Annotated in this window: 13 protein-coding genes and 1 tRNA gene; 3 read left to right on the forward strand and 11 right to left on the reverse strand. The window is 67.0% G+C overall.

Going from position 1 to position 14,214, the window contains the following annotated elements:
• Positions 1–217: 217 nt before the first annotated feature.
• From HUK65_RS06100 to HUK65_RS06140, 9 genes are all read right to left on the reverse strand, one after another.
• Complete coding sequence (locus HUK65_RS06100; RefSeq protein WP_179905265.1) at positions 218–1,210, reverse strand: ABC transporter ATP-binding protein; 993 nt, start codon at positions 1,208–1,210, stop codon at positions 218–220.
• Positions 1,207–2,226: an ABC transporter ATP-binding protein gene (locus HUK65_RS06105; protein ID WP_179905266.1), complete on the reverse strand. Its 1,020-nt coding sequence runs from the start codon at positions 2,224–2,226 to the stop codon at positions 1,207–1,209. Before HUK65_RS06105 ends, HUK65_RS06100 begins: the two co-directional genes overlap by 4 nt.
• Positions 2,219–3,703, reverse strand: a complete 1,485-nt coding sequence (locus tag HUK65_RS06110; RefSeq protein WP_179905267.1) for a chlorohydrolase family protein — start codon at positions 3,701–3,703, stop codon at positions 2,219–2,221. Before HUK65_RS06110 ends, HUK65_RS06105 begins: the two co-directional genes overlap by 8 nt.
• Positions 3,700–4,893 carry an amidohydrolase family protein gene (locus HUK65_RS06115; protein ID WP_179905268.1) on the reverse strand — a complete coding sequence of 398 codons (1,194 nt, stop codon included), beginning with the start codon at positions 4,891–4,893 and terminating at the stop codon, positions 3,700–3,702. The genes HUK65_RS06110 and HUK65_RS06115 overlap by 4 nt, the downstream gene beginning before the upstream one ends.
• 5 nt (positions 4,894–4,898) lie before the next feature.
• Positions 4,899–5,849 (reverse strand): ABC transporter permease, encoded by a 951-nt coding sequence (locus tag HUK65_RS06120; protein WP_179905269.1) that lies wholly within the window; start codon positions 5,847–5,849, stop codon positions 4,899–4,901.
• A 13-nt stretch (positions 5,850–5,862) separates the two neighbouring features.
• Positions 5,863–6,834, reverse strand: coding sequence for an ABC transporter permease (locus HUK65_RS06125; protein WP_179905270.1), 972 nt, complete (start codon positions 6,832–6,834; stop codon positions 5,863–5,865).
• Positions 6,835–6,925: 91 nt separating this feature from the next.
• The gene (locus HUK65_RS06130; protein ID WP_179905271.1) at positions 6,926–8,491 is read right to left on the reverse strand and encodes an ABC transporter substrate-binding protein; all 1,566 of its coding nucleotides are present in this window, start codon (positions 8,489–8,491) and stop codon (positions 6,926–6,928) included.
• A gap of 437 nt (positions 8,492–8,928) precedes the next feature.
• Positions 8,929–9,004 (reverse strand) — tRNA-Ala (locus HUK65_RS06135).
• Between the two features lie 103 nt (positions 9,005–9,107).
• The gene (locus tag HUK65_RS06140; protein WP_179905272.1) at positions 9,108–9,422 is read right to left on the reverse strand and encodes an FYDLN acid domain-containing protein; all 315 of its coding nucleotides are present in this window, start codon (positions 9,420–9,422) and stop codon (positions 9,108–9,110) included.
• A 173-nt stretch (positions 9,423–9,595) separates the two neighbouring features.
• On the opposite strand from HUK65_RS06140, the gene HUK65_RS06145 reads away from it, so the two are divergent.
• On the forward strand, positions 9,596–10,324 hold the full coding sequence (locus HUK65_RS06145) for a M48 family metallopeptidase (RefSeq protein WP_179905273.1): 729 nt from the start codon (positions 9,596–9,598) through the stop codon (positions 10,322–10,324).
• Positions 10,321–11,001 carry a GntR family transcriptional regulator gene (locus HUK65_RS06150; RefSeq protein ID WP_179905274.1) on the forward strand — a complete coding sequence of 227 codons (681 nt, stop codon included), beginning with the start codon at positions 10,321–10,323 and terminating at the stop codon, positions 10,999–11,001. The genes HUK65_RS06145 and HUK65_RS06150 overlap by 4 nt, the downstream gene beginning before the upstream one ends.
• 93 nt (positions 11,002–11,094) lie before the next feature.
• Here HUK65_RS06150 and HUK65_RS06155 read toward each other — a convergent pair whose 3' ends face one another.
• Complete coding sequence (locus HUK65_RS06155) at positions 11,095–12,462, reverse strand: class II 3-deoxy-7-phosphoheptulonate synthase (RefSeq protein WP_179905275.1); 1,368 nt, start codon at positions 12,460–12,462, stop codon at positions 11,095–11,097.
• A 279-nt stretch (positions 12,463–12,741) separates the two neighbouring features.
• Between HUK65_RS06155 and HUK65_RS06160 the strand changes: the two genes are divergently transcribed.
• Positions 12,742–13,518, forward strand: a complete 777-nt coding sequence (locus tag HUK65_RS06160) for a DUF4394 domain-containing protein (RefSeq protein ID WP_179905276.1) — start codon at positions 12,742–12,744, stop codon at positions 13,516–13,518.
• Between the two features lie 16 nt (positions 13,519–13,534).
• Here HUK65_RS06160 and HUK65_RS06165 read toward each other — a convergent pair whose 3' ends face one another.
• The gene (locus tag HUK65_RS06165; RefSeq protein WP_179905277.1) at positions 13,535–14,209 is read right to left on the reverse strand and encodes a phosphoribosylanthranilate isomerase; all 675 of its coding nucleotides are present in this window, start codon (positions 14,207–14,209) and stop codon (positions 13,535–13,537) included.
• Between the last annotated feature and the right edge of the window lie 5 nt (positions 14,210–14,214).

Raw genomic sequence — 14,214 nt, forward strand, 5'->3', positions numbered from 1 at the left:
AAGCCGATGCAGAAGCGCCCCCGAGCCGCGCCCACCCGCCCACCCTGCGCGCCTGCGGCGGGCGCTGACTGCTGCGCAGGCGCAGCAGTCAGGATAGGGGTTGGCGCCACACAACATGTTTGCAGGGAGAGGTGGCCAGACCTGTCGATGCAGCGGTGCGATGTCTGCCGGTATGGCGCCGAGCGGGCGCGCGGGCACGGCGGCCACACCGCACGGATCAGGCCGACAGGGCGGGAATGCCGTTGCGCTCCAGCATTTCGGCCACGCGGTGGCAGGCCACGCGGCGGCCTTCGCCGGCCTCGAGCACCTGCGGCACCTCGGCCCGGCAGCGGTCATCGGCCTGGGGGCAGCGGGGATGAAAGGTGCAGCCTGGCGGCGGGTTGAGGGGGCTGGGCACCTCGCCCGTGGCGGGGGCAACCTCGGGGCGCGGGGCCTCGATATCGGGGATCGTTTCCAGCAGCAGTTGCGTATACGGGTGCAGGGGGTGGTCGAACAGGGCCTCGGTGTCGGCCTCTTCCACAATCCGGCCCAGATACATGACGGCGATCCGGTCGGACATGTGGCGCACCACGCTCAGGTCATGGCTGATGAACAGATAGGTCAGGCCGAACTCATCCTGCAGACTGCGCATGAGGTTCAGTATCTGCGCCTGCACCGACACATCCAGCGCGGATGTCGGTTCATCGCAGACCAGGAACTTCGGCTCTCCGGCCAGGGCACGCGCGATGGAGATGCGCTGGCGCTGCCCGCCCGAGAACTCATGCGGGAATTTCTCGGCATCGCGGGGCGACAGGCCGACGATCCCCAGCAGCTCGTCCACCCGGGCGCGGGTCGCGGCCTCGCCCGCGCGCAGGCCCAGCTCGCGGATCGGTTCGGCGATGATGTCGCGCACCCGCCAGCGCGGGTTCAGGCTGGCATAGGGGTCCTGAAAGATCATATGCGCCTGGATCCGATGGCCGCTGTCGCCCAGGCTGAAGTCGATCTGCCCGGCGCTGGGACGGTAAAGCCCGGTCACCAGCCGCGCGACCGTGGATTTGCCGCAGCCGGATTCGCCCACCAATGACAGGCACCCCCCCAGAGGCACCGAAAAGCTGATATCATCCACCGCGCGCAGGAGCGTCCGCGGCTTGCGTTCGATGATCCGGTTGAGCAGCGGGGCCGAGACATCGAACACGCGCGAGAGATTGCGCACCACAAGCGCCTGTTTCATGTCACACCTCCGGCATTCATCCAGCAGGCGACGATGCCCGTGGGGGTGGCGGTCAGTTCGGGGCGGTCAACCCGGCAGCGCGGACCGGCATCGGGGCAGCGGGGGTTGAAGGCGCAGCCCGGCGGGATTGCATCCAGCCGCGGCATGGAACCATCGATCTGGGTCAGGCGCGGAACCCGCTTGCGCAGCGCCGGGATCGCCCCGATCAGCCCGCGGGTATAGGGGTGGCGGGGCTGGCGCAGGACCTCCTGCACCGGGGCAAGTTCGATCAGCCGCCCCGCATACATCACTGCGATCCGGTCGGCGGTCTGGGCGATCACGCCCATGTCATGGGTCACCAGCAGCATCGCCACGCCGGTTTCATCGCACAGGCGGCGCAGGAGTGACATGATCTGCGCCTGGATCGACACATCCAGCGCGGTGGTCGGCTCATCGGCGATGATCAGCCGCGGCTGCGCCGCCAACGCCAATGCGATCACCACCCGCTGGCGCATCCCGCCGGAAAACTGGTGCGGGTAGTGGTTCACTCGTTCATCGGGCGATGGGATGCCGACCCGGCGCAAAAGGTCGCGCGCCTGGTCCATTGCCTCGCGCCGGGAGGCGCCCAGATGCACGCGGATGGTTTCGGCGATCTGGTGGCCCACGGTGAACAGCGGGTTGAGGCTGGTCAGCGGATCCTGGAAGATGGCGCCGATCTGCTTGCCGCGCAGGCGTTCCATCTGCGATTCCGGCAGTTGGTCAATGCGCGCCCCCAGCAAATGCACCTCGCCGCCCGAGATATGGCCCGGGGGTTCCAGCAGGCGCTGGACGGCCAGGCCGGTCATGGACTTGCCCGCCCCGGATTCGCCGACCATGCCCAGGATCTCACCCGGGGCCAGATCGAAGCTGATGTCATCAAGCGCCTTGAGCACCCCGCGCCGCCCGGGAAAGGAGACGCTGAGGTTGCGCACGCTCAGGACCGGCTCAGCGGTCGGTGACGCGGTGGCCACGGCTTCGGCAGGGGCAGTGTCAGGCATCGCGCAGGTCCTCCATGGGAAAGCTGGGCGGAAAGATGTCGGTCACCGGCGGGTGGTCCCAGGTCCGGTCCGGGTAGCGGGCGACCAGCCGGTCGAATTGACCCTGCGCCTGTGCGCGGGCGGTGTCATCAAGCCCCGCCACGGCGCCGTCGCGCATGGACAGGCGCCCGTCCACGAACACCGCGCGGGTGACGCGCCCGCTGGCGCCCAGCACCAGCGATTGCACCGGGTCGATGGTCGGGGTGATGCCCTGATCCAGATCGAACACGGCGATATCGGCGCAGGCGCCGGGTTCCAGCCGTCCCAGGTCATTGCGCCCCAGCGCGCGGGCGCCGCTGGTGGTGGCCAGATCGAACATCTCTGCAGCGCTCAGCGCGCCGGGGTCGCCGGTGACGATCCGCCCCACCATCTGCCCCACGGCAAGGTTCAGCAGCATGTCCGGCGGTGCGGTATCGGTGCCCATGGCCACGTTGATCCCCTGCGCGCGCGCGGCCCGCACATCCAGCGTGCCCCCGCCCCGCGCCGAGACCAGCGGACAATGCACGATATGCACCCCATGTTCGGCATAGAGCGCCAGATCGCCCGCATCGGCCCTGGTGGCGTGCGGCGCCAGCAGGCGCGGCGAGAGCACACCCAGTTCGGCCAGCCAGCGCGGCGCGGTGGTGCCGTGCAGCGCCTGCACGGTGTCCACCTCCATCGCCCCTTGCGCGCAGTGCAGGCGGACGGGGCAGTCCAGTCGCTCGGCCTCGGTCATGGTGCGCTGAAGCAGCGCGGCGGTGCAGGTTTCCACCCGGTCCGGCGCCAGCAGACCCCGGATCAGCCCGCCATGGGTCATGTCATGGGTTTCCACAAAACGCACCGCATCGGCCAGCCCGTCCATGCCGCGCGCCGCGTCAAAGCGTGGCTCCATCCGGCCCGGGGCGGTCAGGACCATGCCCCCGGCGCGATAGGCCGGGCCAAGATAGACACGCAGGCCCAGCTCGGCCGCAGCTTCGGCGGCGGCGTCGAATTCGGCCACCGTTTCCCCCCATTCGCGGTAAAAGAGCGAGGCGATCGGCGCGGCCGTGGTGATCCCGTTGCGCAAGAGTTCGGCAAAGGCGAAGCGCTTCTGAAAGGCCAGTTCCTCGGGCGAATACATCTCATAGGGGCCGCGCTGGACATAGCTTTCGGGCCAGACGCGGCCCTTGGCCCAGGCGGGGTGGTTGTCCACACCCAGGATGGTGGTGTCGAGGTCCGACAGCGCATCAAGGTCGATGAACCCGGGGCTGATCAGCGCGTGGCCGAAGTCGATGCGGCGCATGGCCTCGCCCCGCCCGGCGGGGACGGCGTTGATGATGCGGGCGCCGTCGATCACCACCTCGGCGCCGCGCAGCAGGCAGTGGCCGCCGTTGCGCCAGGCCAGCACCCAGTCGGCGGTCAGCGCGGTGGGGCCTTCGGGGCGGGCGCCCAGGCGCAGGATGTCCAGCCCATCGGTCATGGGATGTCCCGCAACGGCGCGCCGTTCCGCGCCACCACGGCGCCGCCCTTGACCACCAGCGGGCGCGGGGCGCAAAGGGTCAGCGCCTCGGCCGGGCAGGAGCCCGCCAGCAACACCAGATCGCCGGGCGCGCCGGGGTCCAGCCCATGCCCCTTGCGCCCGATGGCCCCTGCCCCGCCCGGGCCGATCACATCCAGCAGCACCTCCAGTTCGGCATCGGTGCGAAAGCCGTTTTTCATGCCCAGGATCTGCGCGCGGTGCAGCATGTCGGGCAGGCCCCACGGCCCCCAGGTATCGCGGATACCGTCACAGCCCGCGCCAACCCGCACGCCCGCCGCGCGCAGCGCCCGCAGCGCCGGCACACTGGCCGAGGGTGAGCCCGTGGTCATCACCGCCACCCCTTCGCGGGCCAGATCGGCCATCAGCGCGGCTGCGCGGCTTTCAGGCAGGCTGCCCAGGCAGAAGGCATGGCTGATCGCCACCTGCCCCTGCATGGCATGGGCGCGGGTGCGCTCCAGGATCATCTCCATGGAAAACGCGCCCATCTCACCGGGTTCGTGCAGGTGGATATCGATGGGCTTGCCGTGTTTTTCGGCCAGCGCAAACAGCGCATCCAGTTGCCCCTTCGGGTCCCGGTCGATGGCGCAGGGGTCCAGCCCGCCGACGATATCGGCGCCGGACGCCAGCACCGTGTCCATCAGGTCCAGCGTGCCGGGGCGCACCATCAGCCCCGATTGCGGAAAGGCCACGATTTCGATCTCGATCATCCCCGCCAGCGCCGCGCGGGTGGCCTGCAGCCCGTCGAACAGGCTGCGCCCATGGTCGGTGTCCACATCCACATGGCTGCGGATGATCCTGGTCCCGCTGGCCACCAGATGCAGCGCATGGCGCATGGACTGGCGGTGCACCTCCAGCCCGATCCGGTTGCGGTCATTGCGTTCGTTGTCGATCAGGTTCTGCAGCGGCCCGCCCTTGCGGTCGGCATACCAGTCCATGCCCCAGACGGTCTTGTCCAGATGGGTATGGGCCTCGATGAACCCGGGCCAGGCGATGGCGCCGCGGGCATCCTCGACCGGCACGCCGGGGGCGTCCAGCCCCGGGGCCAGTTCGGCGATGGTGCCGCCGCGGATCAGCAGATCGCAGGCGGGGCCGCCCATGGGGCGCAGGTTGCGCAGCAGAAGATCACTCAAGGGTATCACCTCAGTTTCGGGTTCAGGGCATCGCGCAGCCAGTCACCTACCAGATTGATGGAGACCACCAGCAGCGACAGTTGCAGCACCGGGAACAGCACGATCCACCACTGCCCGGAGAACAGGTAGTTGTTGCCGATGCGGATCAGCGTGCCCAGGCTGGGCAGGCTGGCGGGCATCCCCACGCCCAGAAAGGACAGGGTGGCCTCGGCCAGGATGGCCATGCCGAAGCTGAGCGTGGCCGCCACCAGAACCGGGGTCATGGTATTGGGCAGGATATGGCGCAGCATGATCCGGCGCGGGCTGACCCGCAACAGGCGCGCGGCTTCGACATATTCCTTGCGCCGCTCCACGCTGGTCTGCGCGCGCACGATCCGCGCATACTGGACCCAGTTGCTGAGCGTGATGGCAAAGACAATCACCCCGGCGGCCCCCAATGCCCGCCATTCCGGCGGCAACATGCCCATGGCCACCGCACTGGCCAGGATGGCCAGCAGGATCGTGGGAATGGACAGCAGCACATCGGCGAAGCGCATCAGCACATTGTCGATGATCCCGCCGAAGAACCCCGCCGCCAGCCCCACGATCACCCCGATTGCCAGCGAGAACACCACCGCGAAGACCGCGATCAGGATCGACGTGCGCGAGCCATAGAGGATGCCTGAGAGCACATCGCGCCCCTGAATGTCCGTGCCCAGAACGAACGGCCAGCGCCCGCCCTCCTGCCAGATTGGCGGGATGCGGGCGTTCATCAGTTGCAGCTCGGCCGAGTCATAGACGTTTTGTGGCGCGATCAGCGGCGCAGCAAAGGCCGTGACGATCAGGAACACCAGCAGGCAGGCCCCCACCACCGCGCCCCGATGCGTGACGAAGGAATGCCACAGATCGCTGTCGCGCATCCGCGCCAGCTGCGAGGGCTTTGCCACAGGGGTCTGTTGATCCGCTTGCAGGGTCATCGTGCAGCCTCCTTCAGACCTTTTCCTGACGCAGGCGCGGGTCGATCACCGCATAGATGATATCGACCAGCGTGTTCAGGGTGACGAAAATGGCAGAGATGATGACCAGATACGCGGCCATGATGGGGAAATCGAGGTTCAGCACCGCCTGGATGAACAGCAGCCCCATGCCCGGCCACTGGAATACCGTTTCGGTGACCAGCGCAAAGGCGATCAGCGTGCCGAAATTCATCGCCGTGAGCGTGGCCACCGGCATCAGGCAGTTGCGCAGCGCGTGGCGGTAATGGATGATCCGGCGCGGCACACCCCGGGCGCGGGCAAATTTCACGAAATCCGAGCGCAACACCTCCAGCATCTCGGCCCGCACGATCCGCATCACCAGCGTGATTTCATAGAGCGCCAGCGCGATGGCGGGCAGGATGATGGCATTGCGCCCCGAAGGCGTCAGCAACCCGGTGGTCCACCAGCCAAGGGCCACGGTCTCCCCCCGCCCGAAACCCGGCGCCCAGCCCAGCCAGACCGAAAACACCAGGATCAGCAGGATGGCGATCACGAAACTGGGCAGCGACACGCCAAAGATACTGAGAAACTGCAGCCCTTCGGAAAACCACTTGCCCCGGTGAATGGCGGTGATCACCCCCAGCGGGATGCCCACGATCAGCGACAGCATGGAGGCAATGAACACCAGCTCCAGCGTGGCCGGAAGGCGGCTGGCGATCAGCGACATCACATCGCGCTGGGTCTGGTAGGAAATGCCGAATTCACCCTGCGCGGCATTGATCACAAAGGTGAAATACTGAACCAGAAAGGGCTGATCCAGACCCAGGCGTTCGCGCAGCGCGTCCCGGTCGGCCTGGGTGGCCTGTTCGTTGACCATCATTTCGACAGGGTCGCCCGCGACCGCGAAGATCAGAAAGGCCAGGAAGGCCACGGCCAGCATCACCAGGATGGCGCTGCCGATGCGTTTGATCAGAAAGGCAAGCATGGGGTGGCTCCGGCTGGGGGGGCCTGCCCGGCCAGAACCCGGGCAGGATATCGGCGGGCCGCCGCGGGCAGGCCGCGGCGGCTTGGCCTGTTTACTCGGCCACGCGGGTCATCCAGTGGCGCGGCTTGTTGTCGCCTTGCTGCAGCACATCGACCACCCGGTCCGACGCCGCCCAGGCCATGGGCTGTTCATGCAGCGGCGCAAAGATCAGCTCATCCCTGGCAATCTGCAGCGCCTCGGTCTGCATGCCGATCCGCGTGTCATAGTCCAGCTCGGTCGCGGCCGACTGGATCAGCGCGTCGATCTCAGGATAGGACCAGGCACCCCAGTTGAACACCCCGGAGTTGCCTTCGTTGCTGTGCAGCACCTGGATCAGGATCGAATAGCTGTCCAGCATCGGCAGGTTCGCCCAGCCGAAGCTCCAGACATCCGCCGAACCCGATGTCCGTTTCGGCGTCTGCTGGGCGCGTTCGGCAATATCCAGCGAAGCATCGAACCCGGCGCGGTTGAGCATGGGGATCAACGCGTTGCACAGCTCTTCCTCGTTCACATAACCGTTGTTCATGCAGTTGAGGGTGAAGCTGAAGCCCGTGGCGCCGGCCTCCTCCAGCAGGGCGGCGGCGGCGTCAGGATCAAAGGCGTAGGGCTGATCCATCTCTTCGGTATAGCCGGGGATGTCGGGGGCAACCAGCGCGCCGGTGACCCGCGAATTGCCTTGCATGATCACGTCACGGATGGATTCGGCATCGATGGAATGGGCAAAGGCCTGGCGCACGCGCAGGTCGTTGAACATGTTCTCCTGCCCGTTCGACAGCGTCTCGCGCCGGTTGAAGCCGAACATCACCGTGCGCAGATCCTGCGTGACCACCGGGTTTACCCCTGGCGCAGCCTCCAGCCGCATCAGATCCTGCAGCGGGGCGTTTTCGGTGAAATCGATGCTGCCGGACAGAAGCGCCGCCACCCGCGTCGCGGCCGAGCTGATGGGCGTGAATTCGATCCCGGTCAGATTGTGCTGCGCCTCATCCCACCAGTCCTCGTTGACCACCAGCGTCACATTGCTGTCGGGCACCCATTCGACCACGCTGAACGGGCCGGTGCCATTGGCGTTGAAGGTCGGATACCCTTCGACCCCGGCGCCGACATCGGTGGGCTCCATCGCGTCATTGTCGATCAGCCATTGGGCGTTGAAGATATGGATGTTGGTCAGATCGTTCAGCAGCAGCGGATAGCCGGCGTCAACGGTCATTTCGATGGTGTGATCGTCGATCACCTCGGCCGACTGGAACGCCGGCAGGTTGCCGCGCAGAGGGGAATTGGGGTGGCTGACCCGGGCCAGCGACGCGGCGACATCCTCGGCGGTGAAGGGCGCGCCATTGTGGAAGGTCACGCCCTCACGCAGGGTAAAGCGCCAGGTGGTGTCATCCACGATTTCCCAGTCCGTGGCCAGCGCAGGCACGATGTTGAAATCGGGGTCGTAGCGCACCAGACCGTCATAGACGTGATCCAGAAAGCCGATGGTGAAGGAATCACCATAGGAATACGAATCCAGCGATACGATATCCCGCGCCGCGCCCCAGCGCAGCACTTCAGCCGAAGCCGAGGTCGCCAGGAGCCCCAGCGCGACCCCGCCTAGCAGTGATTTTTTCAAGGTTTTCATAACCCATACCTTTCCTGTTGCGGCCGGACCTGATGGCATCTGGCCCGGTGGTTGCGACGCGCCTGGCGGTTCCTGCCACGCACCTGCGCCGGTGATCCCGACATATGAACGGTGACAATCAACAAAATTATTGTCAACGATTTTGTTGGCGAAACCTGCAACAGAGGGAGTCCAGATCGATTCTGCCAGGAATTTGCGCAAATGGCGCGCCGTTCAGCAGCACCCATCATGCCAAAGATCAGATGACCGCCCGAAACCGCTGCCCTGGGGGCAAGGACCACCCGCGCCGCCGGACTTCTCCGGGCACTCTGACCTGACATCCAGGCGGCCTGCACGGGGTCGCGCAAAGGGGGCGCAGAGCACTGCCCTGACCCCTTCCGGGCATGAAAAAGCCCCGCACTGGCGGGGCTGTTTTTCTGCTAAGCCTTTGTTTTATTTGGTGGAGCCAGGCGGAATCGAACCGCCGACCTCTTGAATGCCATTCAAGCGCTCTCCCAACTGAGCTATGGCCCCACTTTGCGGTCTCTGCCGATGCCGCTCTCTACGAAAAGCCCGCGGGCATCGCAAGCCCAAAAATGCACTTCCCGAGGATTTCCCGGCAGATCAGACCGATGCTTCAGTCGTCATTGTCGCTGGCGACATCGGCCAGATCATCGAAGGCGACCGAGTCATCTTCATCATCATCCAGCAGATCGTCATCCACATCCACCGTATCATCATCATCGACCAGAATGTCGTCATCGCTGACGGCCTCCTTGGTCTTGGCCTTTGGCGGCGTGACCGCCGGCCCGGCCATGGTCTTGCCGCCGGATGCATCGATCGTGACCGTTTCGCCCGTATAGGGGCTGACGATCGGAGTGCGGTTCAGGTCATAGAAGCGTTTGCCGGTCACCGGGCAGACACGCTTCACACCCCATTCTTCCTTGGGCATGGTAACCCCCTTGATTCTGGACGCCATGTGCGAATTGCGCTGCCGTGCCACATGTGATTCAGCGTGTAAACCTGTTTTTCCCACCTGCACGGGCCCCTGCCGCGCAGAATGCGGCTTTTGCGCCGCAGGACAATCACGATATGGTGGGGCACGCAACACGGAGCACAGGGGCGATGGTGCTGACACGCGCAGTTCTTCCGGGCGATCCGCCGCTGGAGGTCGATGTCCGGCGGCGCGCACAGGCGCGGCGCATGTCGCTGCGGGTGTCGCACCCCGAAGGCCACGTGACCCTGTCCATCCCGACCCGGCTTGACGATGCGATCGCGCTGGCGTTCCTGCGCGAAAAGGAGCCCTGGCTGCGCAGCACGCTGGCGCGCCTGCCAGAGCGGGTGCAGGTGGCGCCGGGGGCACGGCTGCCGGTGCGGGGGCAGTTGCTGACGCTGACAACCGGCCCGCAGCGCGGCATCGAGGCGGCTGCCGATGCCCTGATCCTGCCCGCCGACCCTTCGGGGCGGCGCAGCGGACCACGGCTGGCGGCCTGGCTGAAGATGCAGGCGCAGGCAGACCTGGCCGCCGCCTGCGCGCGCCATGCCACCAGGCTGGGCCGCCCCCACGGCGCCATTGTCCTGCGCGACACCCGCTCGCGCTGGGGATCATGCAGCAGCGCGGCGCGGTTGATGTTTTCCTGGCGGCTGGTCATGGCCCCGCCCGCGGTGCTGGATTACGTTGCCGCCCATGAAGTGGCCCATCTGGCCGAGATGAACCACTCCCGCGCCTTCTGGGCCCATGTGGAACGGCTTTACCCCGGCTATCAGCACCCCCGGGACTGGCTGCGCCGGAACGGTCACGGCCTGCACCGCTTCGACTTCACGCCCCCTGACGCGGCACAGGCCCGCGCATGATCCCGCCCAGCCGCAACCCGCGCAGCACCGATCCGTCACTGGCCGTCGTTGCCCATGACCGGGTCTATCGCAGCCTGCGCGCCCAGGTCATGCATGGCGAACTGATGCCGGGCAAGGCCCTGACCCTGCGCGGCATCGGCAAGACATTCGGTGTTTCCATGACCCCCGCGCGCGAGGCCCTGCGCCGTCTGGTCGCCGAAGGGGCGCTGACGCTCTCGGCCTCGGGGCGGGTGACCACCCCTGCGCTCAGCGGCGAACGGATCGAGGAACTGGCCGCCATCCGCGCGCTGCTGGAACCCGAACTGGCCAGCCGTGCGCTCCCGCGCGTCCATATCGCGCTGATCGAGCGGATGGAAAGCATCAACGCCGCCAACCTTGAAGCGGCCATGCGCCGGGACCCGGTGGCCTATATCCGCACCAACCTGGAATTCCACCGCGCCTTCTACCTGCGCGCCCAAAGCCCCGCGATGCTGGCAATGGTCGAAACCGTCTGGCTGCAACTGGGCCCGACCATGCGCGCGCTTTATGCGCGGCTGCGCCGCAACGGCGCGCCGCCGCATCACCGCATGATCATCGCCGCGCTCAAGGCCGGGGACGAACCCGCCCTGCGTCTGGCCCTGCGCACCGATGTGACCCAGGGGCTGCGGCACATGCTCAGCATGACCGCGACCGAATGAGGCGCCCCCCACGCCGGGCAAGGGCGCGGGCGCGCCCGGCGCGCAGGGTGGGTGGGCGGGGCGCGACGGGCGCGCCCTGCAACACTGGCCGCCTCAGACCGCCGCAGCCATCTGGGCGCGCCGCCCCGAAAGCTCCTCGGCCACCAGAAACGCCAGTTCCAGCGACTGGCTGGCGTTCAGGCGCGGGTCGCAGGCCGTGTGATAGCGGTCCGACAGGTCCTCATCCGTGATCGCCCGCACCCCGCCTGTGCATTCGGTCACATCCTTGCCCGTCATCTCGAAATGCACGCCGCCGGGGATGGTGCCCTCGGCATTGTGGATGGCAAAGAACTCGCGCACCTCGCGCAGGACCGAATCAAAGGGCCGGGTCTTGTAGCCGCTGGCCGATTTGATGGTGTTGCCATGCATGGGGTCGCAGACCCACAGCACATCCGCGCCTTCCTCCTGCACAGCCCGGATCAGGCGCGGCAGGTGATCGCCCACCTTGCCCGCGCCGAAGCGCGCGATCAGCGTCAGCCGCCCGGCCTCGTTGCCGGGGTTCAGCCGCTCCAGCAAGCGCTTGAGGTCGCTGACCTCCATCGAGGGGCCGCATTTCAGCCCCACCGGGTTCTGGACTCCGCGCGCGAAGGACACATGCGCCCCGTCCGGCTGCCGCGTCCGGTCGCCGATCCACAGCATATGCCCGGACCCGGCCACCGGCAGGCCGCTGGTGGAATCGATCCGGCACAGGGCCTCTTCATATTCCAGCAGCAGGGCCTCATGGCTGGTGTAGAAATCCACGGTGCGGATTTCATGGCTGGTCTGGCCGGTGATCCCGGCGGCGGCCATGAAATCCAGCGCGTCCGAGATCCGGTTGGACAGCTCGCGATAGCGCTCGGCCTTCTCGCCCTCGGTGAAGCCCAGGGTCCAGGAATGGACGCGGTGCACATCGGCAAAGCCGCCGGTGGAAAACGCCCGCAAGAGGTTGAGCGAGGCCGCCGCCTGCGTGTAGGCCTGCAGCATCCGCGCCGGGTCCGGCACACGGGCCGCGGGCGTGAAGTCAAAGCCGTTGATGATATCACCGCGATAGCTGGGCAGTTCCTGCCCGCCCACGGCCTCCATGGGCGCCGAGCGCGGCTTGGCGAACTGCCCGGCCATCCGCCCCACCTTGACCACCGGCACCCGCGCGCCAAAGGTCAGCACCACCGCCATCTGCAACAGCACCTTGAACGTGTCCCGGATGCTGTCGGCATCGAACTCGGCAAAGCTTTCGGCGCAATCGCCGCCCTGCAGCAGGAACGCCTCGCCCCGCGCGGCGGCGCCCAGCTTGCGCTTCAGGGCGCGGACCTCGCCGGCAAAGACCAGCGGCGGGTATTTCGACAGCTGCGCCTCTACCGCCGCCAGCGCGGCCGCGTCCGGATACTCCGGCATCTGGACCCGTGGCTTGGCTCTCCACTCAGATTTCGTCCAGTCGCTGGTCATGTCATTCTCCGGCACTTCTGTTCGCTTGCGGTGATTGCGATCGCATCGCCCGCACGCCATCCGGCGCGCGCTCTGCGGACCCTGCTATATCGGGTCAGGCGTGCCGGTGCAAACTGCTTTGCCGCCCGCACGCCCGTTTGTTGCTGGCCGCACTCCTGCGTCCCCGCGCCGGTCCCGTGATCACGGACAAGTCATGGCGCGTCTGCAACCTTGTCGCTCCGGGACACGTTCTTCAAGCTCCTGCGCCGCCAGGGGCTGTCCAAAGTACAGGGAAGAACCATGAGAACGTATGCTCTGCCTGGCGCCATTGCCGCACTGATCGCCGGTCCCGCACTGTCCGATACCGCATTCGGCCTTGCCGGTGACCGCACCCTGGTCGAAATCGACCTGACAGCAGCGCAAGTGGTGGGCATGCGCGACATCGATGTGGACGGTCGCCTCCTGGGGCTGGACTATCGTCCGGCAACCGGCCGGATCATCGCCGTGACCGAGGATTTCACGGTGGTCAACATCGACGTGCAGACGGGCATGGTCGAGGAAGTGGTGACAATGGACACCCCGCTTGAGTTCGACGCGGATACGCCGGTGATCGTCGACATCAACCCCGTTCCGGACGCGCTGCGCTTCATGGCAGGGACGGTCAACCACCGCGTCAACCTGTCCAGCGGCGAGGTGACCGTGGACGGCGAGTTGCACTTCGATGACGGCACCGATGGCGCGCCGATGGTCGGCGGCACAGCCTATACGAATGTTGTGGACGGCGCCGAGGAGACGCGCATGTTCAACATCGACGTGTCGCGCGGCGCCCTGCTGCGTCAGACCGCGCCGAATGACGGCGTGATGGAGGTCACGGGCGATCTGGGCGTGATGTTCGACGGCCCCATCGGCTTTGATGTGGTGACTGACAGCGACGGCAACGATACCGCGTGGCTTTATGCGAACGGGATGTTCCACACGGTGGATCTGGAGGCGGCAAGCATTCTGGATTCCTGGGAGATCGAAGCCCTGGATATTGCCCTGCGTGACATCGCCGTGATGCCCGGCTCCGACGACTGAGCCGCGCCCGCGCCGCTCAGGGGGACGCCGACAACGACGGCGGCACCCCGGCACGGGTCGCGCGGTGCGCAGCCTCGATGAATGCAGTGATGCGCGCCGGGTCCTTGTGGCCCGGCGCGTCTTCCACCCCCGAGGACACATCGACCTGCCGCGCACCGGTCAGGCGGATCGCCTCGGCCACATTTTCGGGCGTCAGTCCGCCCGCCAGAAGCCAGGGCACCGGCCAGCGCCGCCCGGCGATCAGGCGCCAGTCAAAGGCCACGGCGTTGCCGCCCGGGCGTGCGGCCCCGCGCGGGGGCTTGGCATCCACCAGCACCTGATCGGCCACCCGCATCTGGCGGTCCAGTTCAGCCAGGTCCGCGGCCTCGGCCAGACCCACGGCCTTCATCACGGCAAGACCGCTCTGCGCCTTGACGGCCTGCACCCGGGCCGGTGTCTCGGCGCCGTGCAATTGCAGGATGTCGATCGGAACCTCGGCCAGGATGGCATCGAGCAACGCGTCTTCGGCATCGACTGTCAGCGCCACCTTGGCCACCCCCGGGGGTGCGGCCAGTGCCGCCGCGCGGGCGGCACGGATCGACAGGGCGCGGGGTGAGCGCGGGAAGAACACGAAGCCCACGTAATCCGCCCCCGCCGCCACGGCAGTGTGAACCTGTTCCGCACTGGTCAGGCCGCAGATCTTTACCCGCATGGCTG

This window comes from Rhabdonatronobacter sediminivivens (assembly GCF_013415485.1).
Taxonomy (GTDB): Bacteria; Pseudomonadota; Alphaproteobacteria; order Rhodobacterales; family Rhodobacteraceae; genus Rhabdonatronobacter; species Rhabdonatronobacter sediminivivens.